General features: G+C 70.9%; 34 protein-coding genes. 3 read left to right on the plus strand and 31 right to left on the minus strand.

All coding sequences use genetic code 11. The features are described from left to right. Positions 1 to 60: 60 nt before the first annotated feature. Positions 61 to 1,665, plus strand: a complete 1,605-nt coding sequence (locus ACWCV9_RS34915) for an ABC-F family ATP-binding cassette domain-containing protein (RefSeq protein WP_450792684.1) — start codon at positions 61 to 63, stop codon at positions 1,663 to 1,665. Here the strand turns inward: ACWCV9_RS34915 and ACWCV9_RS34920 are convergent. The 21 genes from ACWCV9_RS34920 to ACWCV9_RS35020 form a co-directional block, all read right to left on the minus strand. Beyond that, positions 1,550 to 1,936, minus strand: a complete 387-nt coding sequence (locus tag ACWCV9_RS34920) for a DUF6248 family natural product biosynthesis protein (protein ID WP_450792686.1) — start codon at positions 1,934 to 1,936, stop codon at positions 1,550 to 1,552. The genes ACWCV9_RS34915 and ACWCV9_RS34920 overlap by 116 nt on opposite strands. Next, positions 1,933 to 2,496, minus strand: coding sequence for a hypothetical protein (locus tag ACWCV9_RS34925; RefSeq protein WP_450792688.1), 564 nt, complete (start codon positions 2,494 to 2,496; stop codon positions 1,933 to 1,935). Before ACWCV9_RS34925 ends, ACWCV9_RS34920 begins: the two co-directional genes overlap by 4 nt. 152 nt (positions 2,497 to 2,648) lie before the next feature. Further along, a complete protein-coding gene (locus ACWCV9_RS34930; RefSeq protein ID WP_450792690.1) occupies positions 2,649 to 3,236 on the minus strand; it encodes a hypothetical protein in 588 nt (195 codons plus the stop codon). 18 nt (positions 3,237 to 3,254) lie between these two features. Then, on the minus strand, positions 3,255 to 3,869 hold the full coding sequence (locus tag ACWCV9_RS34935) for a hypothetical protein (protein ID WP_450792692.1): 615 nt from the start codon (positions 3,867 to 3,869) through the stop codon (positions 3,255 to 3,257). A gap of 9 nt (positions 3,870 to 3,878) precedes the next feature. Further along, the gene (locus ACWCV9_RS34940) at positions 3,879 to 4,250 is read right to left on the minus strand and encodes a hypothetical protein (RefSeq protein WP_450792694.1); all 372 of its coding nucleotides are present in this window, start codon (positions 4,248 to 4,250) and stop codon (positions 3,879 to 3,881) included. 34 nt (positions 4,251 to 4,284) lie between these two features. Continuing rightward, the gene (locus tag ACWCV9_RS34945) at positions 4,285 to 5,124 is read right to left on the minus strand and encodes a DNA-processing protein DprA (protein ID WP_450792696.1); all 840 of its coding nucleotides are present in this window, start codon (positions 5,122 to 5,124) and stop codon (positions 4,285 to 4,287) included. A gap of 86 nt (positions 5,125 to 5,210) precedes the next feature. Continuing rightward, positions 5,211 to 5,735: a single-stranded DNA-binding protein gene (locus tag ACWCV9_RS34950; RefSeq protein WP_450792698.1), complete on the minus strand. Its 525-nt coding sequence runs from the start codon at positions 5,733 to 5,735 to the stop codon at positions 5,211 to 5,213. 44 nt (positions 5,736 to 5,779) lie between these two features. Further along, on the minus strand, positions 5,780 to 6,577 hold the full coding sequence (locus ACWCV9_RS34955; protein ID WP_385848253.1) for a hypothetical protein: 798 nt from the start codon (positions 6,575 to 6,577) through the stop codon (positions 5,780 to 5,782). A 40-nt stretch (positions 6,578 to 6,617) separates the two neighbouring features. Then, on the minus strand, positions 6,618 to 7,232 hold the full coding sequence (locus ACWCV9_RS34960) for a cell envelope biogenesis protein OmpA (RefSeq protein WP_450792699.1): 615 nt from the start codon (positions 7,230 to 7,232) through the stop codon (positions 6,618 to 6,620). A gap of 58 nt (positions 7,233 to 7,290) precedes the next feature. After that, entirely contained in the window at positions 7,291 to 7,710 is a 420-nt protein-coding gene (locus tag ACWCV9_RS34965; RefSeq protein WP_385848257.1) for a hypothetical protein, read from the minus strand. Positions 7,711 to 8,210: 500 nt separating this feature from the next. After that, the gene (locus ACWCV9_RS34970) at positions 8,211 to 8,585 is read right to left on the minus strand and encodes a hypothetical protein (protein ID WP_385848258.1); all 375 of its coding nucleotides are present in this window, start codon (positions 8,583 to 8,585) and stop codon (positions 8,211 to 8,213) included. A 131-nt stretch (positions 8,586 to 8,716) separates the two neighbouring features. Then, on the minus strand, positions 8,717 to 9,094 hold the full coding sequence (locus tag ACWCV9_RS34975; RefSeq protein ID WP_450792701.1) for a hypothetical protein: 378 nt from the start codon (positions 9,092 to 9,094) through the stop codon (positions 8,717 to 8,719). A gap of 85 nt (positions 9,095 to 9,179) precedes the next feature. Further along, positions 9,180 to 10,682, minus strand: coding sequence for a ParB/RepB/Spo0J family partition protein (locus ACWCV9_RS34980; RefSeq protein WP_450792703.1), 1,503 nt, complete (start codon positions 10,680 to 10,682; stop codon positions 9,180 to 9,182). A gap of 139 nt (positions 10,683 to 10,821) precedes the next feature. Then, complete coding sequence (locus ACWCV9_RS34985; RefSeq protein ID WP_450792705.1) at positions 10,822 to 11,355, minus strand: hypothetical protein; 534 nt, start codon at positions 11,353 to 11,355, stop codon at positions 10,822 to 10,824. Between the two features lie 50 nt (positions 11,356 to 11,405). After that, positions 11,406 to 11,897: a hypothetical protein gene (locus ACWCV9_RS34990; RefSeq protein ID WP_450792707.1), complete on the minus strand. Its 492-nt coding sequence runs from the start codon at positions 11,895 to 11,897 to the stop codon at positions 11,406 to 11,408. 119 nt (positions 11,898 to 12,016) lie between these two features. Next, complete coding sequence (locus ACWCV9_RS34995; RefSeq protein WP_450792709.1) at positions 12,017 to 12,634, minus strand: hypothetical protein; 618 nt, start codon at positions 12,632 to 12,634, stop codon at positions 12,017 to 12,019. A gap of 139 nt (positions 12,635 to 12,773) precedes the next feature. Beyond that, the gene (locus ACWCV9_RS35000; RefSeq protein ID WP_450792711.1) at positions 12,774 to 13,013 is read right to left on the minus strand and encodes a hypothetical protein; all 240 of its coding nucleotides are present in this window, start codon (positions 13,011 to 13,013) and stop codon (positions 12,774 to 12,776) included. Between the two features lie 63 nt (positions 13,014 to 13,076). Continuing rightward, on the minus strand, positions 13,077 to 13,427 hold the full coding sequence (locus ACWCV9_RS35005; protein ID WP_450792712.1) for a hypothetical protein: 351 nt from the start codon (positions 13,425 to 13,427) through the stop codon (positions 13,077 to 13,079). 248 nt (positions 13,428 to 13,675) lie between these two features. Next, entirely contained in the window at positions 13,676 to 14,542 is an 867-nt protein-coding gene (locus ACWCV9_RS35010) for a hypothetical protein (RefSeq protein WP_450792740.1), read from the minus strand. A gap of 338 nt (positions 14,543 to 14,880) precedes the next feature. Beyond that, positions 14,881 to 15,294, minus strand: a complete 414-nt coding sequence (locus tag ACWCV9_RS35015; protein ID WP_450792714.1) for a hypothetical protein — start codon at positions 15,292 to 15,294, stop codon at positions 14,881 to 14,883. Positions 15,295 to 15,336: 42 nt separating this feature from the next. Beyond that, entirely contained in the window at positions 15,337 to 15,645 is a 309-nt protein-coding gene (locus ACWCV9_RS35020) for a hypothetical protein (RefSeq protein WP_450792715.1), read from the minus strand. Between the two features lie 352 nt (positions 15,646 to 15,997). Here ACWCV9_RS35020 and ACWCV9_RS35025 point away from each other — a divergent pair, with 352 nt between their 5' ends. Beyond that, on the plus strand, positions 15,998 to 16,339 hold the full coding sequence (locus ACWCV9_RS35025) for a hypothetical protein (RefSeq protein ID WP_450792717.1): 342 nt from the start codon (positions 15,998 to 16,000) through the stop codon (positions 16,337 to 16,339). Between the two features lie 338 nt (positions 16,340 to 16,677). Beyond that, positions 16,678 to 16,815 (plus strand): hypothetical protein, encoded by a 138-nt coding sequence (locus ACWCV9_RS35030; RefSeq protein WP_450792718.1) that lies wholly within the window; start codon positions 16,678 to 16,680, stop codon positions 16,813 to 16,815. Positions 16,816 to 16,939: 124 nt separating this feature from the next. Here the strand turns inward: ACWCV9_RS35030 and ACWCV9_RS35035 are convergent, their stop codons facing one another. The 10 genes from ACWCV9_RS35035 to ACWCV9_RS35080 form a co-directional block, all read right to left on the minus strand. Further along, entirely contained in the window at positions 16,940 to 17,134 is a 195-nt protein-coding gene (locus ACWCV9_RS35035; RefSeq protein ID WP_450792720.1) for a hypothetical protein, read from the minus strand. Between the two features lie 208 nt (positions 17,135 to 17,342). After that, positions 17,343 to 17,636 (minus strand): hypothetical protein, encoded by a 294-nt coding sequence (locus tag ACWCV9_RS35040; protein ID WP_450792722.1) that lies wholly within the window; start codon positions 17,634 to 17,636, stop codon positions 17,343 to 17,345. Between the two features lie 51 nt (positions 17,637 to 17,687). Continuing rightward, positions 17,688 to 17,930 carry a hypothetical protein gene (locus ACWCV9_RS35045; RefSeq protein WP_450792724.1) on the minus strand — a complete coding sequence of 81 codons (243 nt, stop codon included), beginning with the start codon at positions 17,928 to 17,930 and terminating at the stop codon, positions 17,688 to 17,690. Between the two features lie 133 nt (positions 17,931 to 18,063). Then, complete coding sequence (locus tag ACWCV9_RS35050; RefSeq protein ID WP_450792725.1) at positions 18,064 to 18,396, minus strand: hypothetical protein; 333 nt, start codon at positions 18,394 to 18,396, stop codon at positions 18,064 to 18,066. A gap of 14 nt (positions 18,397 to 18,410) precedes the next feature. After that, a complete protein-coding gene (locus ACWCV9_RS35055; protein ID WP_450792727.1) occupies positions 18,411 to 19,277 on the minus strand; it encodes a hypothetical protein in 867 nt (288 codons plus the stop codon). A 168-nt stretch (positions 19,278 to 19,445) separates the two neighbouring features. Further along, the gene (locus tag ACWCV9_RS35060; protein ID WP_450792729.1) at positions 19,446 to 19,652 is read right to left on the minus strand and encodes a hypothetical protein; all 207 of its coding nucleotides are present in this window, start codon (positions 19,650 to 19,652) and stop codon (positions 19,446 to 19,448) included. After that, entirely contained in the window at positions 19,645 to 20,133 is a 489-nt protein-coding gene (locus ACWCV9_RS35065; protein ID WP_450792731.1) for a hypothetical protein, read from the minus strand. The genes ACWCV9_RS35060 and ACWCV9_RS35065 overlap by 8 nt, the downstream gene beginning before the upstream one ends. A gap of 298 nt (positions 20,134 to 20,431) precedes the next feature. After that, positions 20,432 to 21,610, minus strand: coding sequence for a DUF932 domain-containing protein (locus tag ACWCV9_RS35070; RefSeq protein WP_450792732.1), 1,179 nt, complete (start codon positions 21,608 to 21,610; stop codon positions 20,432 to 20,434). Between the two features lie 116 nt (positions 21,611 to 21,726). After that, positions 21,727 to 22,284 carry a hypothetical protein gene (locus tag ACWCV9_RS35075; protein ID WP_450792734.1) on the minus strand — a complete coding sequence of 186 codons (558 nt, stop codon included), beginning with the start codon at positions 22,282 to 22,284 and terminating at the stop codon, positions 21,727 to 21,729. A gap of 75 nt (positions 22,285 to 22,359) precedes the next feature. After that, the gene (locus ACWCV9_RS35080) at positions 22,360 to 22,731 is read right to left on the minus strand and encodes a hypothetical protein (RefSeq protein ID WP_385848282.1); all 372 of its coding nucleotides are present in this window, start codon (positions 22,729 to 22,731) and stop codon (positions 22,360 to 22,362) included. Between the last annotated feature and the right edge of the window lie 1,161 nt (positions 22,732 to 23,892).

The raw sequence follows: 23,892 nt of genomic DNA on the forward strand, positions 1-23,892 counted from the left end.
AGCCGAGGACCCGCTTCCACGCCAGAAGTGTGTCCTTTCGCTATTTCGGAGCGTTACCTCATGATTACCGTTCGCGGTGTCGAGCTGCGCGCGGGCGCCCGCCTGCTGCTCTCCGACATCTCCTTCACCGTCTCGCCCGGCGACCGCATCGGCCTCGTCGGCCGCAACGGTGCGGGCAAGACCACCCTGCTGACCGCTCTGGCCGGGCAGACCAGACCTGCCGCCGGCACCGTCACCCGCACCGGTCAGGTCGGGTTCCTCGCGCAGGACTCCCGCGCCGCCGACCCGGACGTCACGGTCACCGACCGGATCCTGTCCGCCCGCGGCCTGGACCGGGCTCTGCACCGGCTGCGTGCGGCCGAGACGGCGATGGCCGAGGCCGCCGTCCCGGCCGCGCTGGAGCGGGCGATGAATGCCTACGCCCGCGCCGAGGCCGCCTTCCAGGCCGGCGGCGGCTACGCCGCCGAGGCCGAGGCCGCCCGCATGGCCGCCGGGCTCGGCCTGCCCGAGCGGGTCCTCGGCGAGCCGGTCGGCACCCTGTCCGGCGGCCAGCGGCGCCGCGTCGAACTGGCCCGCATCCTGTTCGCCGGACACGACGGCACCCTGCTGCTGGACGAGCCGACCAACCACCTCGACGCCGACTCGGTCGCCTGGCTGCGCACCTTCCTCCAAGACCACACCGGCGGCCTGGTGGTCATCAGCCACAACACATCCTTGCTGGCCGACGTCGTCAACCGGGTGTTTCACCTGGACGCCACCCGGGCCACGATCGACCTGCACAACACCGGCTGGAGCGCTTACCTCTCTCAGCGCGAGACTGATGAGCGGCGCCGCGTCCGCGAGCGCGTCGGTGCCGAGCGCAAGGCCGCCGCCCTGCACGCGCAGGCCGACAAGATGAAGGCCCGCTCGGCGACCGCCGTAATGGCCAGGAGCATGGCGCGGCGTGCGGACCGGATGCTGGCCGAGCTCGAACCGGCCCGGCGCACGGAGAAGGTCGCCAAGATCCGGCTGCCCGAGCCCGCCCCGTGCGGGCGGATGCCGCTCGGCGCCGTCAGCCTGGCCAAGTCCTACGGTGACCACCAGGTCCTGGCCGGTGTGGACCTGGCCGTGGACAGGGGCAGTCGCCTGGTCATCCTCGGCCTCAACGGCGCGGGCAAGACCACTCTGCTGCGCATCCTCGCCGGCCAGGAGCAGCCGGACTCCGGCCGGGTGGTGCACGGCCACGGGCTGCGCCTGGGCTACTTCGCCCAGGAACACGACACCCTCCACCCGGGGCGCACGGTCCGGCAGAACCTGGCGGATGCGGCCCCGCATCTGAGCGAGGGTGAAGCCCGGCGCGTCCTGGGCGCGTTCCTGTTCTCCGGGGACGACGCCGACAAGCGGGCCGGGGTGCTCTCGGGCGGGGAGAAGACCCGCCTGGCGCTGGCCGGGCTGGTCCACTCCGGCGCCAACGTGCTGCTGCTGGACGAGCCGACCAACAATCTCGACCCCGCCTCCCGCACCGAGGTCCTGGCCGCCGTCAGCTCCTACCCCGGCGCGATCGTGATGGTCACCCACGACGAGGGCGCCATCGACGCCCTGCGCCCCGACCGCGTCCTGCTGCTGCCCGACGCGGACGAGGACCTGTGGAGCGAGGGCTACCGCGACCTGGTCGCCCTCGCCTGATCACACGACCCCCGCCCGGCCGGACCAGCGGGCTTGCCCGCGCCGGCCGGGCGGCGGCCGTGGCCCGTACGAGGCTGCGCCGCCTGCCGCGGCGGCGGCTGCTTGCCGCGCACTGGGGGTAGGCGTCCTCGATCTTGCGCAGTCCCCTGGTCCAGGCGTTCGCGCGGACCCAGGCGCCCTCCGCCTCGGTCATCGGGGAGGTCACGCTGGAGGGGACGGGGTCGAGGATGCCCATGATCGATGCGCCGATCAGGCGCAGCCAGGTCGTCATGTCTCGTCTCCGAACAGAGTTGGGGTGGTGTGGAGTTCGTTCATCCAGGCGAGAAGGCGGGGCAGGTTGGTGTCTGGCCCGAAGGCGAGATAGGTGCCGTCGCAGCTGGTGCACCCGAAGGCCTGTGCGATGCGCAGGCGCCGGCGGGAGTTGACGCGGCCCATGTGGACGGCCATGCCTCGCTCCTGCGCTCTCAGGGCCAGGCGGTGCGCGGCCGGTGAGGTCTTCCACTGGGTGGAGCCCGCGAGGAACAGCACGTCGGTCAAGTCCCAGGGGATGAGGCCGTTCTCGCTGCCGTCCTGGGCGGCGAAAGCGACCGGAACACCCAGTGCGCGGATCTGCTCCAGCCACGGCCTCGACTCGGCCAGAGTCGCGGCAGCGTCCATGGGGACGTCGGGGGCGACTGCCCACAGGCAGCGGTCTCGGCCGTAGCGGTCGACGGTCGCCTTCAGCCAGGTGAACCAGCCCTCGGCGCCGGGCCAGCCCTTGCCGAACTTGCCGTTGTCGCAGGCGTACAGGGCGCCGGGCGGGATCACGTTGCCCTGCGCCGGGGTCGTCATGCAGCCCAGGAGGCCGGCCTGCATGGCGGCCCGTACGTCAGTTCCGGACGGCGTGGCCAGGTACAGCACGGCACGGGAGCGAGGCGCGGGCCGGGGATAAGGACATGGGTGCGCACATGACGGGTCCTTCCGAAGGTCGGTGGTCGGGCGGTTCAGGCGAGCGGGAGCTGGGCGGCGGCACCGGAGAGCAGGGAGTCCCACTCCTCCTCGAAGGCCTCGTCCTGCTTGTTGATCACGCGGGCGGGGGCGGTGGCGAAGAGTTCCTCCGCCATCGGCCACGCCTTCGCGCGGCGGCGCACCCAGGAGCGGGCGCGCCCGTAGATGGGGTCGTGCTCGACGTCGACGTGGTGTCGCTCGGAGACGGAGATCAGTCGCCGGGCGAGCTGCTGGGGTCGGCCGAGGTCGACGCGCTCGGTGGAGCGCATCACCGGCCGCCGCTTTCCGGAGTCGGACAGCAGGAACAGCCGGCGCACGTGGTACAGCGCCCACGGCGTGTCGAGCTCTCGCTCGAACGCCTCCAGGCACGCCCGGTCCCGCGGCCGCGAGGGGTCGAACATCTCCAGGAGGGTCTTGCGGCCGTAGAGCTTCGCGTTGGGGTTGAGGCTCATCGCCGTGTACTCCAGGCGCAGCACCTCACCGGCGATGTCCGGATGGGAGCGCATGCGTTCCAGGTGGGCGGGCAGCGCGCCCATGGAGGTGGGGAAGCAGCAGAAGGTGCAGTACGACTTCGGCCAGTGCACGCCGAACCGGTCCAGGAGTTAGGCCTCGCACTGCTGCCGGTCCCAGCCCCAGTCGATGAGCGGGAACACGCCCGTGCGTCCGGGGACCTTCGAGGCGGCCTGGTCGCCGAAGCGGCGGCCTTCCTCGTCGGCGTTGAAGCCCATGATCTGCCTGAACGGGCGGCCGCCGAAGACCTGGGTGATCCACGGGTCGCCGACCTCGCCTTTTGCACGCAGGCTGCACTTGCGGATGCCGGCCTGCTGCGGGACGGTCCCCACGGACTCCAGCTCGTCCCACAGCGTCCACAGGCCCCGGGCGAACAGCCGCTCGGGGTGGCGGGAGTCGTCCAGGATCGTGATCCCGTCGGCCTTCAGGTGCCCGGCCCGCGCCAACTGCACGAACCGCACGCCGCGGGAGCGCAGAAGCGGAAGCATGAACTCCTCGCACAGCAGCCGGGTTTCGGGCCACTCGCTGCCGGTGGCCATGTAGAGGACGGCGGTGCGCGCCAGGTCGATGCCGTGCGCGGCGGGGTTGGTGAGCATGCGCGCGAGGTAGGCGGTGGAGTCCGCGCCGAGCCCCCAGTTGATGACGGTGTCCAGCTCGTCGTCGGTAGCGAGGCCGGGCAGCGACGGTGTGAACGCAGTGCTAGGCATGGCGGTGCGTCACTCCTTCGCGATCCGGTGGGGCAGGGGCTGGGCGGGGATGATGAGGACCAGGGCGTCGGCGAGCCACGGGTCGCAGGTCGGCCAGGGATGGCCGTTGGACAGCACGACGACGGGGCCGGGTTCGTGGGTGAGGTGGCAGCACACGCCGCACTGGCAGGCCGGGTCGTAGGGCTCGGGGTGGGCGGTGTACTGGTCGTTGAAGTAGTCGGCGCCGCGCAGGGAGACAGCGGCCAGGATCAGGTCGCCCTCGACGACGTCGCCGGCGCGGGCCACGCGCGCGTGAACGGGGTCGGCGAGCAGTGGGGCGTGGTCGGCGTCGTCGGGGTAGGCGGTGACGACGGCCTCGAAGAAGTCGACGTGCTCAGGCACGGCACGGTCCTCTCCCGGGAGGGCGGTTGGGGTCTCAGAGCAGGGCGAGCGCGGCTGCGGGGTCCGCGACCAGGACGGCGCGCTGCTCGGCGAGCAGGCGGGCGCTGCCGCTGGAGCGGACGTCGCCGTCAGGGGGCGCGGCGAGCAGGGGCCGTTTGAGGGCGAGGTCGGACTCGGCGGTGCGGGTCGCCTCGGCGTGGTCGAGGGCCTCGATGAGGATCACCGCGCGGGCGAGTGCGGCCAGCCGGCGGGGGCTGGCGTGGAGCGTCGCGCTGCTGGCTGCGGTGCCGGGCCGGTAGAGGCTGACCACTGCGCCGCCGTCGGCGGGGATGGAACTCAGCAGCTGGGCGTGGTCGTGGGGGTGGGCGCGGTCGAGGCCACGCGGCAGGACGGCCAGCGTCGACCGGCCCGCCTGAGCGGCTGCCCGGTGGGCGGCGGAGTCGACGCCGTAGGCGAGTGTGGCGGTGACCGTGTGGCCGGCCTCGGCGACCGCCGCGGCGAAGGTGTGCGTGTGGGCGATGGCCTGCTCGGTGGCGTTCCGGTTGCCGGTCACGGCGACGGAGCGGGCGGTCAGCTGGGGCAACTGGTCGCTGCCGCGGACCCACATGCCCAGCGGGCAGTGGGGCCCGAGGTCCTCCAGGGCGATGGGCCAGACCTCGTCCGAGGGGATGACGAACGGGCAGGTCAGAGTTGCGTTGTCGAGTTCTTCGCGCGGCTTGTACTGGGCCAGGTGCCCGCTGTTGTCGCGGCGCACGCGCCGCTGCCAGACCTCGGCAGGGGCGTAGTCGGCGAGGTCGGCGGCGACCTGGTCCGGGGCGAAGTGGGCGGCCAGCGCGGCGCGGGCGGCACGTTCGGGCAGGGCGGGCTCGGGCATGGCGGCCTCTCGGGCATGGCGCGGCACCGGCAGGCGAACCGGTACCGCGCCGGGGTGGGCGGTGAAGGGGAAGAAGGGGCAGAGCGTCAGCGGCCGACGTGAAAGGGAGAGCCGTCGGCGCCGGAGGCGGCGGTGCTGGACCAGCCGGAGGACCTCTGCTTTTCCCACCAGGCCGGAGGATTGCCGGGCTGCCTGGTGGGGGGACGGTGCGCGCTCGGAGCGGCGGGCTGAGGCGTCGGGGGAGGGGTGACGGGAGCGGCGGCGGCCGGGCTGGGCAGGCTGGCTTCGGTGTAGGCGATGCGCTGGCGCAGGCTGATGCCGATGTCGTCGACGCTCAGGTAGATGGAGTTGTCCTTGATCTCGGTGATGCGGCCCTTGACCAGGACGGTGACTCCGCTGGTGAGGGATTCGGCGGCGTTGCGGGCGAGGTCCCGCCAGGCGGTGCACACGTAGGGGATCGGGGTCCCGTCCCGCCACTTCTGTGTGGCGGCGTCCCACTGGCTCGGGGTCTCGGTGAGGCGGAAGCGGCAGACGGCGATGCCGGATTCGGTGAAGCGGCATTCGACGTCGCTGGTGACGGTGCCGGACACGTGCGTGATCGACGGGGCCATGCGAACACCTCCTATCACTAATAATAGTGTGTTTTAGGGGTGGGTCAATCCCCCCTCGTCCGCTGCATCCAGCGGCCCAGCAGTCGCAGCCACCGCCGCCACATGCCAGCTACCGCTGGCGCCGACGCGGTGCCCCCGCTGAACACCGTGGAGTCCTCGACCTCCACGTGCAAAGGCACCGTCTGTCGGGGCTGGACGAGCAGCTCGTCGGTGGTGTCCAGGTGAACTGAGACCCGCACGGCCTGCATGTCGGCGTCCAGGTAGGCGAAGACGAGAACCCCGGCGATCTCGATGCACGGCAGGCCTTCGTCGTCGGGGCCGGCCATCGGGTGGAAGACGGCTGCGCTGTTGACTTCCGCGCAGACCTCCGCGTCCGGGAAGCGGAAGCCGTCCGGAGCAGGCAGGGTCCGCACCAGCCGGCCGATGTCGTCGGCGTACAGCGAGTAGTGCTCGTCTCCACGTTCTCGGTCCGGCCCGTAGTACAGGTCGACAGCCTCACGGTTGTTCAGGGGCGGGAGGTCCGGGACGCCGTCGTCCCCGAGCAGGTTGTCCCAGCGCTCGCGGACGTGCCCGGCCAGAGCGGCGAGCGCGGAGTCCTCGTCGCTCCACAGCGTCACCTCGTCCTCGCGAAGGTCCTCGCGACGCAGTACCCAGACGCTGCCCGCGACGAGCCGTGTGCGCGTCACCGGGCCGGTGAAGTCGAAGCGGGCGAGCCACTTGTCGAGGATGTCGACAGTGTCGGCACCGGGCCACTCGCCGGTGCGCTCCTCCAGCACCTTCAGCTGCTCGTACAGGTCGATGATGGCTGCACCCTCGGGCGTGGCCGAGTCGGGCGTGATCACGGAAGCCTCCTTCAACAAAGGGTGGTGGGAGGAGTGGGGGTCACGGGCTGACGTTCAGAAGGCTGCGCACCAGCCCCATCAGGCGTTCTTGCTCGGCCGTGAGATGGGCGGTGCGCAGGACGCGCCTGCGCAGGACAGGCACGTCGAGGCTGATGCCGGAGGGCGCATCGGGCCGGTCCGGCCGGAAGGTCAGACGGTAGTTCCGGGTGTGGATCATCCATGCCTCGTATCGGTCGGCCGGGCTGCCGCTGCGGGCGGTGTGGCCGTCGTCGGGCGAGAGGGACGGGCATGGGCAGGACGGATCAGTGCAGGGCCGTCCGGCCGGGTTACTGGCCAGGACGGGACGCTGCCGGTAGTGGGTGGCCGTGCCGTTGAGCATGGGACAGCGCGCGGCGGCGTACGGCAGGCACTCGGGGTGCAGAGCCGGTTCCGGGGAACAGCCCTGGGCCACGTCGGCCGGGCGGACGATCAGGAAGCACCGCTCGTCCAGGTGCTGGCCGCAGATCTGGCACAGACCGTGCAGGAAGGCGGTACGGGCACGCTCGGCGTCGAGACTGCCGAATGCCGCGTGGCCGCCGTGGATGAGGGACACCCACGGCACCACCAGCCCGCCTGCCAGCGGCCGGCGCGCACAGCGTTGAGGGATCTGGTGCATCGGTGACGTCCTTCGGATCGTGGGAGGTGGGTCGGCTGGGAGCGACGACGGCCCGGCATCAGCTGTCCTCCGGTGGGGGCGGGCCGGTCAGGAGCGCTTCCCAGGGGGCGTAGCGGCAGTCGGTGGCGGCGTGCAGGCGCAGGTGCAACCAGGCCAGGCCTTGTCCGGCCCGAAGGACGGCTTCGGCACCGATGGCCGCGGCCCGGGGATACGCCGTGCCGTCGTCTGGGTCGGCGGCCGCCACGATCAGGCCCGGCCGGTGGCGCATGTGGCGGAGCGTGAAGTTCGTGTAGCTGCGGTCGTCCAGGAGCACGAGCGGAGCGCTCTGGTACTCCTGTGCGGTGAACAGGGCTGAGGGCAAGTGCTTCAGGGGCACCGGGCACGGCAGCAGCCCGAGCGGGTCGTCGTCGAGGCGGTCGCTGATGACCAGGACCGGCGGATGGGCTCTGTCCTCAAAGGCCTGTGCGGAGGCGGACATGATGGGGGCACGTCGCTTTCGTGAGGGGGCGGGACAGCCGGAACGGGCTGTCCCGCCGCGCGCGGGTCCGGTCAGCCGAGCGGGTAGAGCACCAGGGCCGGGACGGCGCTGTCAGGGATGTCGGCGAACAGCTCGCGCAGCTCCTTGTCCTTCTTGAGGTCCTCCGGCAGCGGGAAGACCTTGCCGCCGAAATCGCCGTAGGTCGGCGCGTACTGGGAACGGCTGTAGCTGGCGAACGGCGAGTAGGCGTTGCCCTCGACGTTGCACGGTCAGCGTGCTGCCGGGCAGGCGGCGTCAGTCGGTGCGGACCAGTTGGCGCAGCACGGCCAGCGTCAGGGGCCCGGTGGGGGCGTCGGTGTCCGGGCCGGAGGGCGTCGTCTGCTGGTTGTCGGGCATGCGGCCTTGCATAGCGGGCCGGGCGACGGGGATCGCACGGCGTTTCGGACGGCAGAGGGGGCTTTGCCTGCGTCGCGCAGGGCGACGGGTCGCAGGCACGTGGGTCAGTCCTCGATCAGTTCCAGGCAGCAGAGCGGGACGCCGTTGCCGGGGATCCGGAAGCGCCGGACGTTCTCCGGGATGCGGTAGTGGCTGTTGCGGGGGTGCGCGCGCAACAGCCGGGTCGACTCCTCGTCGAGAAGGAAGCCCGCACGGGTGCCGGCGCGATTGCGTTCCTGCACGGTGCCCGTCAGACCGCGCAGCAACTTCGAGCGCAGGGCGGGAGTGATGCGGGCCCGGCGCCCGGCCTGAATCTGAGCGAACGCGGCCTTGTCGACGGCGCGGAGCCGCTGTGCAGCGGCCTCCTGTACCTGGGCGACGGCTGCCGCGTCGGGAAGCTGCCGGATGAAGTCCCGGACGTCGTCGATGGTGATCGGCATCTGGTTCACCTCTCTGCGTGGAGGGATGGACGACCGGCCGGGCACGGGGTGTGCCCGGCCGGGGATGGAGGCGCCATTCGAGGCGGCGCGGTGGGGGCGGGGATTGCGGGCGCTGCCCCAGCCCGGACGCTCTACGAGTCGGCCGGGGCGTCGGTGAGTTCGATGCAGGCGGCCGGGACACCCGTGATGCGGAAGCGCTTCTCACCGTCAGGAACGGTGAAGCGGGTGTTGTGCGGGTCGCGGCGCAGCTGGTTGGTGGAGTCCTCGTCCAGCACGAAGTCGAAACGGCTGCGGGTCTTGTTGGGCTGCCCGACAGTGCCGGTCAGACGGCGCAGGCAGGCCGGAGTGATCGTGGTGTTGATCCGGCCGGTGCGGCCCGGGAGGATGACCGGGCGCTTGGCGGCGTCCAGTTCGAGCAGCCGCTTGGCCGCCGCCTCCTGGAGAGCGACCACGGCTCCGACGTCGGAGAGCCCGCTGACGAAGGTGCGGATTTCGGCAAGGGTGGGCACAGGTACGCCTCTTGCCTGGTTCGTAATGAGGGGCGAGGGAGGGAGGGCGGGCACCGGATGTCGGCACCCGCCGGATGCCTGTGGGTCAGCCCGCAGCGTTGGGCCGGTTACTGGCGACCGCCTGCTGCTCGACCTCGGACAGCTGGTAGCTGCCGTCGTCGGCCTGGCCGAGGGATTCCAGAAGCAGCAGGTAGGCGGCCTGGAACCGGTCGGGGGACTCCCACAGGTAGACGTGGGTCATGCGGGCGATGTCGAACTGCTTCGGTTCGCGGATGGAGTCCTCGAACGCGGCGGCGACCTGGGCGAACAGCACGTTGGCCAGGCGGTTCTTGGGGAAACTGGCGGCAGTCTCGGCGGCCGAGTCCTTCTCGGGGTCCTTCGCTCCGAGCAGCAGCGCCACGGTCTGGGTGCTCTGCCTGTCGGCCCACTTGCCGTAGAAGCGGGGCAGGTCCAGAAGGATCTGCTGGGCGAACAGCCGGGCCTCCTCGGGCAGGGTCCTTCCGCGCACCAGCCGCTTGACGAACTCCTGCCTCGGTCCGGCGGCGGCCTTCCATGCCCGGTTGCAGGCCACGATCCGGGCCCGCTCCTCAGCCTTGCGCTCGTTCTCCTCGGTCTTGGGCTTCTTCGGCTGCGGCCGGACCTTGTGGCCGTACGCGGCCGGGTCGGCGCAGTACCAAACGGGCCGGTGCTCGTCGTCCAGGCGAGCGCTGTGGCCGGGGCAGTCCTTGTGGTTGTCCTCGGTGAGCGGGTTGCCCAGCCCGGTGGTGAGCTCCGTCAGAGGACGGGACGGGTCCTTCTCGTAGGACGGAACCCGGCCCAACAGGGGAACGTTCGCCGCCCTCAGCTCCTCCTCGGCCTTGGCACGGGCCTCGGCGTCGGCCTGCTCGGCGCGCAGAAGGGCCATCTCCTGATCCCAGTGACCGCGCCCGCCCTTGCCCTCGGCGTGGTCACGAGCGAGCGCCCGCATGAGCCGGTCCTCCGCGCCGCGCACGCCTGCGACCTCGGCGAGCTGGGCGGTCTGCTCAAGGTCCATGCCTGCCGCCGCTGTACGGCGCAGGGTGGCGTCGTTGAGCTTCTGCGCCGCCTTGGCCTGCTTGGCTGCATTGCGGCCCACACCGAGGGCCTTTGCGGCCGTGCGCCGGTCGACGTCGGTCATGTCGATCAGGGCGAGTTCCTGGGCGCGGAGGGTGTCCCGCTCACTCATGCCCTCGCGGTGGTCGTTCTCGACCAGGGACAGAAACCGCGTCCAGCCGTCGCGGCCGACCAGGTCCTCACGCACGTACGCCTTGACCAGACGTGCGGGGCGGCCGTCCTGCTCGGCGGCGGCGTTGGCGACCTGCGCCGCCTGGGCGCGCCGCCAGCCCTTGAAGACGCCGTAGGTCCCGTCGGGCCGGGGCCGGACGCTGATGGGCTCCTCGACGCCGAGTTCCTTGACGGAGGCGATGAGCTTCTCGTCCGGCTCGGTGTCGTGCTCGCGAGCGTTGCACTCGTCGCGTACCAGCAGTGCCGGATCGAGTTTGACGACCTGCGGCGCGGCCTCCTCGTGTTCGTCGCTCTTGTGGGGCGGGGTCGAGACGGCGGTGGCCATGCGGCTCTCCTTCTCCTTGCCTCATCGGCGAATTGGCGGGGACCAACTCCCCGCACATCAAATAATAGTTGGATGTGAGCTGAGGGCTAGGCACCCACTGACCTGCGGAAATGTAGGTCCGGTGCTCTGCGTTCGGCGGCTAGGGGCGCGGGGTGCGGGCGGTGGCCGGCGACCCATCTCGGGTGGTGGATGTGCGCCGGCTGCGGACGTAGGCCGCCCGGATCTCGGCATCCAAGTCCGGATGCTGCCGGGATGCTGAGGGCAGCAGTGAGTTGCGCACGACCACGGCCCGGGCGAGGACGGCCAATCGCTCGGGGGACAGCACCCAGGGACCCTGCTCGTCGGCGTCCAGGACGGCCAACAGCTCTTCGGCGGCGCGCAGATCCTCGGCACGCCGGTACACCGGGTGGGTCCGGTTGCGCCGCAGGGCGAGGACAAGACTCGCCCCCAGGTGCGGGGCATGGCAGCGCCGCGTAGGAGTGATCACCTGGTGGCCGTCCGGCACGGCGAGGACCTGGAGCACGCCCGCGAGCACAACGAGCCGTTCGTCGCTCTGTACGGGGAACGTCGACTCGGTGGCGCGGTTTCCGCAGGACCGGCAGGCGTAGGACCCCGGATCCCGGGGCTCGTAACGGCCCCCGTGGCAGATGTGGCAGAGGATCGGAACCGGCATCGCGCGGACCTCCTTCGTGCGGGCGCCGCAGCGCCCGCACGGATCGACAGTCAGGGTTTCACGCGGGTGACCTGGCGGGTTGGCAGGTGGATGCGCAGGACGTCCTCGTGCCCGGGCGGGTCCAGTGCCGCGAGCCGGTTGAGTGCATCGGTCAACTCCGGGTCGGCGAACACCTCCTCGGCCAGCGCCGCCTCGCCCACCGGCACGGCCACCGCCGTGGTGCGGGTGTGCCTGAGATCCGGAACGTCCTCGGTGCTCGCGAGCGCCGCGACGAACGGGCTCCATCCGACGTGCATGCCGTCCGCGGTCCGGCGCTCCGTCGTCGTGAAGTACGCGGCGACCACCGGGAGGCCGTCGCCGGGCTGCTCCGCCACGAACTCCAGGACTCGGTCGACGGCGACCTGCCGCCACGCCTCCTCGGTAGCCGAGAGAGCTTCGATGATCAGCGCATCCAGGGATCTGGGTGCAAGACGGCGAAGCGCGTCGCGCACCGGAGGATCGGTCGGCGCGGCCAGCAGTTGGGCCAGATCGAGGGGCTTCATCGGCGGTGTCCTTCCTCGAATGCGGCTGGGTGGCCGTGCTCGCCATCAGAGCTCCAACAACATCAATAATAGTGTGTTTATGGCAAGTGTGAACCCGCCCCTGACCTGCTGCTTTGTTGCTATTCGCGGTCCCGGTGCGGCGGCAGCGGGAAGCTGCGCCGGGGGTCGAGCCGCACGCACCGCTCGCAGTACGCCGTTACGCGGTTGGCGGTGCACTCGCCCCACTGGCACTCGAAGTCCTCGCGCGGCCCGCACAGCAGGCAGCGCCCAAGGGCGATCCCGTGCAGCTCGCACAGTTCCCAGCGCTTGCGCTGCGGCCGCAGCTCAAGGGCTGGGCGGGGGCGCTCGAGACGGGCGGGCTCGGCGGCCGGGAAGGACTCGTCCCCGTCGCGCACCCAGCGCGGTGACAGCTCATCGAAGCGCTCAGGCGTGGTGTAGTACGGCTGGCCGGCCGGAGTGAACACCGTGGACAGGTGGCCGTTGGAGACGAGCGTCTCCAGGCGGCGGTGGCTGAACTCCCGCATGATGGAGAGCATCTCGTCCTGGCGCAGGCTCCAGGCGTACCCGTACCGGCGCAGGATGTGTCGCTCGGTGGCCGCCGGGCCGCTCTGGGCGGCGTCGAGTGCCTCCACGGCCGCGATGGCGGCCGTGGGGTTGGAGGCCAGTTCGCGCGCTGCGTCCTCCGCGGCCGGGCGGGTTGTGTGGCTGCTGAGCGTGTACCCGTGGAGCTGGTCCACGACCTGGTGGGCTCCTTCGTGCCCGGTGACGGCGTACCGGACGGGCGGCTTGGGGGCGGCGTCGGGGCATGACGGAACTCCATCCGTGCAAGGGGCCTGCGGGGTCGGGGCAGTTGCCCGGCCGGGGAGGGGGCGCCGGTCAGGCGGTGGGCAGCGGCGTGTAGGAGGAGAAGACGTAGTGGCCCAGTTCGCGTAGGGCGCCGGCGGTGAGTTCCACGGCCCCAGGGCTGTTGTCAGTCGGGCGGGTGTACGCCTCGATCTCGCTGTTCCAGGCGAATCCCTGGGCTGTGAGGGTCTCCTCGGTGCCGGGCGTGAGGTCGTCAGAGGACCTGGGGGCGGCGACCAGTCCGTGGGCGGGGTCGGGTACGACCAGGAACACCGGGTCTCCTTCCGGCGCGGGCCACCCGGACGGGGCGGCCCGCAGGTCAGGGCTGACGGCTGGTCAGTGAGTGACGGTGACGGTGTAGTCGGCGTCCAGGACGGCGAGTGCGGCACGGATGGCGGCGCGGGTCTCCTGGCTCGGAACTGAGTAGGGGAAGTCCAGGGCGTGCACGGCGTCGTCCAGGTCGAGATCGCGCATGGGCAGTGTGTATCCGCTGCGGTAGAGGGCGACGGCGGTTGCGGTTGCGGTGGCGACGCGGCTGCGGTTGTAGGCGATGGCTTCCTCAGCGGTGACGTCGGTGCCGAGCGCTTCGCGTGCGGTGGGCGGCAGCGCCGCGATCCCGGCGCTGAACCGGCGGGCCGGAATCCGGAGGCGTGCCGATCGCAGGGCGCGGCGCAGCGTTCGAAGCATGGCAACTCCTGGGATTGGAAGGGGGAAGGGGCCGCCACGGGGGGAGGTGACGACCTCCCAACCTCGATACCAATAATAGTGTGAGTTGTGAGGGTGTGAACCCACCCCTGACCTGCGCAAACGAGGAGAGTGCGCGAGGGCAGAGCCTCGGCGTGTGCGCCGCCAGGGATGTGGGCGCCGCCCTGGTGTACGCCTGAGAACTGGGGCCGTCGCCCTGGCAGGCGGGTGCCGGCGGCGGCCCGGCTCGTTCAGTGATGGTGTCCCGGCGTCGGGCCGTCCGGGCTGAGGTAGGGCGGCGCGCAGTAGTCGACGTCCGATTCCGGGGAGATGGGGTCGCCGGAGTCGATGTCGGTGCAGTAGGCGTCGAAGACTTCTCCGGCCGTGAGGGGTTCGAGGTCTCCCGCTCGCAGCCGCCAGCCGTAGACGCGGTCCGGAGCGCCTGGGCTGCGGGTCCTCATGATGAGTGCGCCGGGCAGGGCCGCGAGACCGAGCGCGAGGACCGTGGTGAATTCGAGGGCCTCGGTGTCGTCGAGGTGGGTCGCACCGTCGGGGTCCGTGTCCGCGTGTAGGACGGAGACCAGCGTCTCCGGCGTTGCCGAGACGCTGCACACCAGGTGGCGGTGGCCAGGGTCGGCCGTGTCGAGGATGCGGACGAGGAAGTCTCGGGCGCGGGCGAAGGCCTCTTGGTCGATGTCCTTTCCGCAGACGGCGCAGGCGCCGAGGCGGGCCAGGAGTGTGGAGGCGTACTCCCAGGTGGCCTTGCGGACGGCTTCGTCGATCAGGGCCGGGACGAGCTCGGCCAGGGGCTCGCCGTCGTACGGGATGGTGGGGCCCGTCGTGGCAGCCTCGGCGGTAAAGCGGGTGCGGCTGGACGGGTTGTCGGGGTCGAGGCCGGTGTGGGCGCAGAAGTCGGCGTACTCCTCGGGATCGAAGAGGGCGAGCATGGTGTGCATGCCCTGCGAGGCGCGGGCCTTGAGAAGGTCCTCAACCCCTGCCAGGTAGGTCGCGTAGTCGTCGAAGGCGAAGCTGCGGTAGTGCCGCATGGCGCGGAAGTCGTGCTCGTCGGTGAGCAGCCCGATGGTGCCCGAGATTTCGCGGCGCAGAACGCGGCGCATCGTCTGGCGGTCGGTACGTGCCGCGTCTCCTCCCGTGCGTGATCGTTCGGTGTCGGGCTCGTTCGGGCGGCACTCGGAGGGCGGGGGTGTGTAGGTCACGTGCGCGCCTTTCTCGTGGGTGAGTTGAGCGGACCGCCTCTGCGGGGACGGATGGCAGGAGCGGCCCGGTCGTGCTGGCCGGTCGTCGGGGGCGTGCGGCTGGCGGGCGGCGGTCCCTGCGGGGGTGGTGGGCCCCGCCTCGCAGGTTCAATAATAGTGTGTTTATTGAAATTAGAAACCCACCCCTGACCTGGTTGTTCACTCCCGCGTGGGTTGGGCGAACGCAGCCAGCATGGAGATCACTCGGGCGGGGCGGCTGGAGCTTCGACGGTCACCGACTCCCCGGAGGCTCCGACGATTACGCACACGCTGTCCATGTGGACGGGGCCCTGCTGGCCGGGCGGGCGGGCGTCGTGCTGCCAGATGATCCGTGTACGCCGGTACTGCTCCTCGATGCGGGCGCCGGGGAGCGCGCCGGCCACGGCTTCGGCGACTGCGGCGCGGGCGCTGGCCTCCGCCTGCTGTCGGGCGGCGATCTGGGTGGCCAGTTCGGCGGCCTCGGTGTGCAGCGGGTAGAGCCGCCGGATGATCTCGCGTGCCACATGGCGGGCGCTGATCGCTGTGACCCCGATCGACGGGGTCTGCACCTGGGTCTCGTCCGGGTGGCTTTGTACGCGAGAGCGGGAGTCGTTGTCGACGGCTTCGGGAGTCACCGCGTGGGCCTGCTCCTTGATCAATGTCGATGAGTTCGGGAGTCACTCACGGCCCGAGGGCGGTTCAGGGGGCCATCCCTCGACGAAGGCCCTGAGCTGTCGACGCTGCCGTTCTTCTTCCGCGATCCGGGCGGCGAGGACAGGACGGTCGATGTACGGCGCGACGGCGGCGAGGACCAAGCGCTGAAGCTCGGTCGGGTCGAGCGCCTCGACCTCCCACTGCACCGGCTGACTGGCGTCGAGCCCGTATCGGCTCGCGAACCCCGACCAACGTGGGTCGCCCGCCTTCCCCACAGCCGCGGGCAACTCGTAGTCCCGGACCTGTTCGTGGGTGAGCAGGATGCGTTCCACGTGGCTCCAGCAGTCCGTGCGGGCCACCCAGTCCCGTTCGATGTCGGCGCCCGAGGCGTCGAAGTCGCCGACGTTTCTCCGGGGCGCCGCGAGTGCGCGGATGGGGTTTTCCCAGCTCAGGAGCGGTCCGGAGCACTGTAGCTGATGCAACACCTGTGGTGCACGGGGCCTACTCGTCCTCGTTGTCTTCGGCGGCTGGCTCGCCTCCGCCGCTACGGGACTCGACCTGCTCGCCAAGGCCTGCCTACACCTGATCGAGTGAGAAACCGACGTGACCGACCTGACTACCGACTCATCTCATAGCCTCAAAACGAGATCACCGAGCGGCCGTCGATAGGCCACTCCAGCGGACGTGACCCCGAAGGAGCGCATCATGGGTTCAAGCCGGGCCAAGGCCGTCACCGCCAGTGCAGCGGTTCTGCTCACCGTCTTGGGACTGGCGAACGCGCAAGCGGTCCCGTCCCGGGCGCTGCAGCAGAAGGTGAAGGTCTACTCCGAGCCGGGTACGTACGACTTCACGGTACCTGCGGGGGTCACGAAGATCTCAGTCACCGCGGTCGGCACCGGCGGTGGGGGCGGGGGCGGTGGGGGTGCCTACGTCGCCGGTTTCGCGTATGACGGGGGGCGCGGTGCCGGCGGTAGCAGTGGCGCCGTGGTGAGCTGCGATCTCGACGTCAGCAACGCGCGCACCTGAAGCTCGATATCTCCTCAGGCGGCCGTGGCGGATCCGGCGGTGGCGGCGGTTTGATCACGGGTCGTGGCGGAGAGGGCCAGGGTGGTGCCGCGTCGAAGGTCGATGTCGACGGGGCGAGGAAGGTCTCCGCGGACTGGGGCTTCGGGGGTTACGGCGGCCGGGGAGCCGATCTCACCGGAACCGGAGGCGGAGGCAAAGCCGCTGGCCCCGGAGAGGCCAGCAAGAGCCAGTGTGACGGTTCCAACCGCGTCCTCCTGGACGGAGTCAAGGGCCACGACGGGAACGACGCCGGCGGTGGCGGAGTCCTTGGCAAGGACAAGCTGAAGGCTTGCTTCTCCTTGTCCAACCCGCGCAAGATCGGCGACGGCGGCGACGGGGGCGAGGGCGGCCGTCCCCAACAGGGCCCCGCGAACGACGGCAGGGAAGGAGCGGCCGGGGGCGACGGCTGCATCGCGCTGACCTACACCGTCGGCTAGAGCCTGGCACCGGCAAGGCCCGCACCAAGAGCTGACCTCTGGCGGGCCTCCGGCCAACCGCCTCTCCTTCCGGAACACACAGGTCTCGTCCAGACCGCTTTTCAGCTGATCACGGGCTGCTTGATCAATCGGCGTGGCGGTTGAGCTGGGCCATCAGCTCGCGGTTCGCGGCGCGGGCGGCGGCGAGGTCGACGATGAGCCGTGCCAGACCGCGGGAGTACTCGGGCAGCGGGGCGGTCCGGCAGTGCGTGCCCAGCTCCCACGCCACATCGTCGGCGAATACGTCGAATTGCTCCTGGGCGGTCAACTCCTGTGGCATGACGGCGTCTTAACTCCTTCGGGAGGGTGGTGGGTGCCCGGCTCGGGCGGCGCGGTCGCGTCCTGGTCGCGGGGCTCGGCGTCTCGGCGGAAGTCCTCGGCGGTGTAGCCGGTGTCGCACGTCGGCTTACAGAACTGGCCCGGTGCTGCGCCGCACGTCTCGCACCAGTCGTCGAAGTCTTCGGGGCGCCACGGCCGCAGCGGGCCGGTCACGCGGGGAACGCCCGGATGTGGTCGACGACCGCCCGGGCGGACAGGACCGGAGACCGGTGCATCGGCTCGGTGCACTGGGCCTGCCAGATACTCGCGGGCCGGGACGGGGTGATCTGGTTGCTGGTGGCCGGGCTGATGCTCCACTCGCGGCCGTGCGCGTCGGTGGCGGTGTAGGTCAGGAACTCGGGCTTGTCCTGGCGGCCGGTGTCCCTCCAGGAAAGGCCGGCGGCCGTGAGGGCGCGGCCCAGCTGGGCGCAGCGCTCGCGGGTGATGTGACCGAAGGTGGCCAATGCGCGGTCCCTTCTGTGACTGGCGGCGGTGTGAGGCGGGCGGGCGGCGGGTCAGGTGCGGCCGGACGGCTGGGGCTTGCGGTAGCGGTACAGGAAGCGCGCGGCCCATTTCCGGCTGGCGAATCCGGGGATCCCGCCGCCGCTGCCCGGGCGGTTGCCCGGATACTCGGCGACCCACTGGCACACTTCCGAGTCGTGCCAGACGACGCCGTAACTGGTGCTCGGGTCCTGGCGGTCGAGGACCTGGTAGCCGTACGAACCGGTGTTGCGGGGGAACGTGAACTCCTCGGGCATCGCGGCCCTTTCGGTCGGCGCTTGGGTGCGGGAGGGGCGGTGTGGGGGAGAAAACCCCCTCCCGCAACATCCATAATAGTGTGATCTGGGGTGGCGTGAACCCGCCCCTGACCTGCGGCTTTTGAGGCCGAGATCAGCGCATGAGCATGCGGGGACCGGCGGTGACCGCGTCGGGCGGCTGGTGGTCGCGGTAGTCCGAGACCTTCACGTACCCGCCCGGCATCGTGTCCAGCCGCAGACCGGGCCCCCAGTCGTCGGTCACGTCCTGGGGGAGGTTCTCGACGTCGTCCGCCTCGACCTGCTCGGCCCAGCCGGTCACTTCGCGGCCGAGGGCCCGCCGCCACGCCAGCAGGACGGGGAAGAGCTGGCTGCAGTCGTCGACCAGGGCGACGGCGCGGGCCTCGTTCGGGCCCGGGCACTCGGCGTAAGTGGGCGTCTCGGGGCGGGTGCGCTCTCCAAGGGTCATCAACCAGCGCATCGTCACGACATCTCCAGTTCCAGGCGCGCCGCGTGCGGGGCAGCGTGCGCGGACGGTTGCGGGCGGCGGGTCGGGCGCCGTGAGCGCTGCTGGGCACGCAGGGAGTCGGCTTCGGCCTGGGCGCGGCCGGCGTGCTCGTGCTCTCTGGCGGCCGCGGTGAGGCAGTACAGGGCCCACCACTGTTTCACGGCGACGGTGCGGGCCAGCGAGTTGGGGAGTACCGAGTAGGGGAGGTCGGCCAGCATCAGCAGCAGGACCGGGTGCGGGGAAGCGAGGAACCAGCGGGCGACGGTCCACCAGGCGGCCACGGCGGCGCGCCGCGCGGGGTGGGCTGCGCGTGCCTCCCGCTCCAAGCGGGCGGCTTCGGCCTGGTGGTGGGTGGCCGACCAGGTGAGGAAGCGCAGCAGGGCGGCAGTGTCCCGCTGCCGGGAGACGTCCAGGATCACGGGCAGGTCGTCGCGCTGTGCGACATGGGCGGCGCAGGCGCGCAGGACGGCGGTGAGCGTCGCTGCCGTATTCTCGGGCGGCTCGTGTCCGTCGGCGGACGTCATCGGGTAAACGCTGACCTGGGGGCGGTCGGCGTAGTCGTCGGGGTAGAGGGTCAGGCTGCCGTGGTAGCGGGTGCGGCTGCGGGTGAGCCGAGGTAGGGCGTCGTCGGGGGCGGTGGTCTGGTAGGCGTTGACGGGGCCGAGGCAGGCGCGTACGGCGGTGAACTGGTCCCAGTGGTGGGGGTGGTGGGTGCCGGGGACGTGCACGCTGCCGCGCATCGCCCCGCCCAGCTCGAAGACGACGGCGTCGTCCTGGCGGGGGCCGGCGGTGGCGCGCACGGTGCCGGCGGGCGTGTCGACGGTCAGGCTCGGGCTGGTCATGGGCTGCGGCTCCTCGGCGGTTCGGTTCGGTGAGCGGGGGCCTGCCGCCCCGCGCTCGCCGAAGGGGAGGGTGCGGGCGGCGGGGCGGCAGGTCTTCGGCCAGTGGCGCTCTGGCCGGGGCGGGCCGGCCGCCGCCGGGGGACGGGGGCGGCGGACGGCGTCTGTGGGTTACTCCAGCGGCGGCTTGTGGCGGCGCAGGTTGTCCCGCTCGGTCAGGGACACTTCCCTTCCGCACGGGCATTCGCCGTAGCGGCGGCCGTGCAGGTGGAAGAACTTCGGGCCGGTGTTCTTGGCGTTGACGGTGCGGATGGTGCCGGGGACCGGGGTGGTGTTGGTGCAGTAGCCGTTGGCGGTGACGGCGGGCGTGTCAGCCACGGGGGCCCTCCTCGTCGGTGTCGGTGATCTGGGGCAGGACCGGCGCGTCGTAGACCTCCCGTCGTACGGTGGGGACGCCGGGGTACGGGATGACGGCCTGCCGGAGTTCGGCTGTGTCCATGGGGTGCAGCCATCCGTTCCGCACGGTCCAGCCGCACGCGCGGGGGTGGGGCTTGGTGGCCGTGGTGGCGAGCAGGACGGCGCTGCGTATGGTGCTGCCCTCCAGCGCGAACACCAACAGCGTGCGCAGCGCGCAGTAGTCGTCTTCGTCCAGCACGGCCAGGCGCAGCGGGGCGGTGCCGATAGAGAGGTCGGCCTGAGCCCGGACGAACGTGTCGTCGGTGCGCTCGGCCACGAGATTGATCGTGTGTTCGCCGTCGCCGAGTGCCTGGAGCAGGGCGGCAAGCGCGGTCAGGGTGCGGCTCATGGCGGCCGCTGTGGCGGCGTCGTCGGGGCGGGTGAGCTCCGGGCGTGCGGGCATGCGGGTACTCCTTGTGGACGGGGCGGTGAGCACCGGGGCCGGCGCACGTGTCTCGTGGCGCGGCGGGGGTTCTTCTGGGCGCGCCGTCTGCTCCGCAGACGCGTCGCGCTGCCGCTACGCGGCAGACGGCGGGGCGGGCGCGCTCCGCGCTCCATGGCCGGGTTGGGGGAGCGCTCCGCGCTCTGGGGCCGGGCGGGCACCCCCGGGCGGTCCGGGAGGGTGCCCGCCCGGCGCTGGGGCGGGGCGTGGGGCCCGTGCGGGCCGGGCTCGGGGAGGTTCCCGGCCCGCACGGGGTCTGTCAGCCGTGCGCTGCGGCGGCCGTCAGGGCGGGCAGCGCGAGCGCTTCCAGGGCGGCGGCCTGGTCGGCGTCCGTGAGGGTCTGGGCGGTCGACGTGACGGCCTGCATCACGCCCCCGGCCGTCATCTGACCGCCCCGCACGAAGTGAGAGAGGATCATGTCCTTGGCTTCGGCTCCGATGCTGAGCGTCTTGGTGACGTGCTCGATGGTCTTCGTCGGCTCGGCCAGCGTCTTACCGGCGGCGGCCTCCATCGCCCGTACCTTGGTCTCGACGTACTCGCGTGACAGGAAGGTGCGGACGGCGTCGGCGGTCTTGGAGGTGATCAGTTCCAGCGTCTTGCGCTGAGTCTGGCCGGACCAGGACACAACGCCCTCGTCCTGCTTGCCTCCCAGGTGCACGGCGCGCATGACGTCCTTCGTCTCGGTCAGGCCGTTGCGGCACACCTGGATGACGGCACGCGGGGTGATGGTGTAGGCACCTGCGCCGACCTCGCTGTTGGTGATGACGAAACCGGCCGAGATCATCGGCAGTTCGTCGCCGCTGCGGCCGTCGAACGGCGAGCGGTAGCCGCGCAGCAGCTCGCGCGCCTGGACGGCGACCGCTTCGGACTCGACGCGCACATACATGCGCCGGTCGGTCAGGTCGCACCCCGTGACGCGGGTGGGGTGGCCGGACTGCCGCACCCCGTCCAGGGCGGCGAGCAGCATGTCGAAGTTGTCCATGAGCTTGTAGCTGTCGGACAGCAGCGCGCGGGCCACGCCTTCGGCCGGAGGCATGCCGGGGCCGCTGTCGCCTCGGAACGCGCGGAGCATGAACCGGCGCTCCGGCTCCTCGCGCAGCCACGCGTTGACGTTCTCGTCCAGCAGAGGGAGGTTCTCGGCGCGCATGCGGCGCAGGTAGGAGAGCGGGATGCGGAGCTTGTCGGAGATCCCCTCGTCGGCCACGCCGGTGGGCCGGTAGAGGCCGTCGACGTCCGTCACCCCGTCCTCGGTGATCAGGGACTCGATGCCCTCGACGTGCAGGTTGCCGTTCCGGAACCGCAGGGTGGCGGCGGGGGCGATGACGTCAAGCTTGCGCTGGTTCTGGTCTTCCAGGATGCGGACCAGGTCGGAGAGGTCGGCGTTGCGGGCGCCGGTGGGGGCCACGTTCGTGGCGCGCTCGGCGAACTGCTGAGTCATGCGGTGTTCTCCCCTTCGTGTTGGCTTCTGCGGTTCGGGGGCGGGGCCACCACCCCCGAACAACTTCAATAATAGTGTGTTTCAGGGGTTTGTGAACCCACCCCTGACCAGCACACTCAGGCTACGGGGCGGTACTCCGGCAGAGGGGTCAGACTCGTACGCCGCACCCCCGAGACCACCGGCACGGGCGCCACGTCGCGCATCTCGCACAGGTCGTAGCGCAACCTGGCTTCCCCGCCGAGCGGGTCCGCGTACGCGTGGATGGCGCACACCCAGTACGTCCCGTGCCGTTGCGTCAGGCTGCCGTGATAGTCGACCTTCTGCCACAGCATCGGCCCGACGTGCTGCGGGTCCAGACTCCGCGCGACCGCGATCACCATCGGGTCCCCCATCCGCTCGGCCAGCAGCAGGACGAACGCCCGCTCGACCGTCGAGCGGTCCACAGGGACACCGGCCACGGCCACGCCTGTGTGCCCGGTGCGCACCCCCAGCGCCCAACCCAGCTCGAAGAACGGCCGGACCATCTCCAACTGCTCCACCGGCACCCGCAGCGCTTCCGGGTCACCCTCGCTACGCGCCAACTCATTGAGCGCGTACGCCGCCTGCTCCTGCTCCGCCACGGTGAGCGGTGCCCCGACCTCCTCGGCCAGCTGCGCAATTCGTGTGCTGTCCATGACCGTTTCCCTTCCGGTGCGCCGTTTGGATGTGTGGGGGGGGGGCTCACATTGAGCGCCCCCCCCCAAGCGGGATTACTTGAGGAATCCGCGCGAACGGAGGAACTCAGCCGTCAAGTGCGCGACCCCCTGCGGCTTGTAGATCTGCGGGAATCGCCGAATTTCCACTTCCGTGCGGCCCTGGGCGTCAGGCTCGATGAGTTCGTGAACGAGCCGGTACGGCTGGTCACCCATCGGCATTTCCAGCACGACCGGCCCGACCTTGGTGTCGAACCGAATTCCGGTGTAGTTGGCGTCGGAGTTGTGCACGACCTTCGCCCCTACGCGCTGGCACATGAGCGGCAGGAAGTTGGCGATGGTGCGGGCCTGAATGGCAAGGCCGCCCATGGGGGCGTCCTGACCGCCACGCACCCGGCGGACGACGCCGTCAAGGATCTGAATCTCCATGTCTTCCCCTTCGTTGGACTTCTGCGGTTGCGGGGGTCGCCTCCCCCTGCACTTCAAATAATAGTGGATGCTGCGGGTGATTGGAAGCCCCCGTTGCGCCTCGTGTTGCGTACCAGGCTGCGCCTGATGTTGCGTCAGGTGTTGCACTGATGGTTGCGCTGTCTGACGGCCCAGGTTGTGGCTCGCCCCTGGTCAGCGGCCTGCGGCCACGTGGTCTGATTGCTGACATCCCCTCTGCTGCCACTTGCCCCGCCCCGTTGAAGGAGAGTGAGGAAATGGGGTTGGTGTGTGGGGGTGGGTGGCGGCTTCGGGGATGGGCGGTGGGGTGGTGTGTGGTTGCGCGTCGGCCGGGGGCGCCGCGCTGGCGGGGGTGGGTGGAGGAGGGGCAAGCCAGGTTGTACCGGTCTCCAGCTCTCTCCCACCCCCTTCACCCCTGCCCCATCAACCCGCTTAACGCGGTTTCGGGGCCCCTCCGGGGCCCCGAAACAATGCCAATCACATACCCCCGCCTAAGGGAATCGGGTTCCCCTAAAACCACCCCTCGCAAGCCACCTGAAAGCCCCTCAACTAAAATCCCCACCACCCGCACACACAACAAAACCAGCCCTAGCATGTCGAAGTCACGCTCCACCGGTAGGGAGCCCGCCTGGTTAAGCATGTGGATTGGCGGCGCGTCAGTGACTTGATGGCTCAGTGAGCATCGGCCAGGTTTGCGGGTGTCCCGCGTTTCCGCCAACGGTACATGCTGCATCAATCTGAGGCACCCACTACACTGGAACCCACACGAACGAGCGCCCTCCACCCCTCATAGCCAGCCGGGCCCGCGTCAGCGGGCCCTGAGGTTCTGGAGGCGCAGCCGGAAGGACCGTCAGGTGGGGGAGCGCAGCGGACCCGCCCCGGGAGTGCGAAGCACTCCCCAACTCCTTTCCCGGACACCCAACTAGGCGGGCCGTCAGGATCCGAGAGGCCCGGCCGCGCACCGCGCGGCCCGCCGGGCGCGCAGCGTCCGGCTCTCCACTGCCTCCTGGAGCGCAGCGGAGGGAGGCGCCCGCGCACCGCGCGGGCAACGGGCCGCAACGCGGCCAGATCGGAAGAGCGTCGGGGTGGGTAAGTGTGTGGAGTAAAGTGTGTAGATCAGGGTGGTGGGCGGGTCAATAAAAA

This window comes from Streptomyces sp. NPDC001606, from assembly GCF_053596835.1.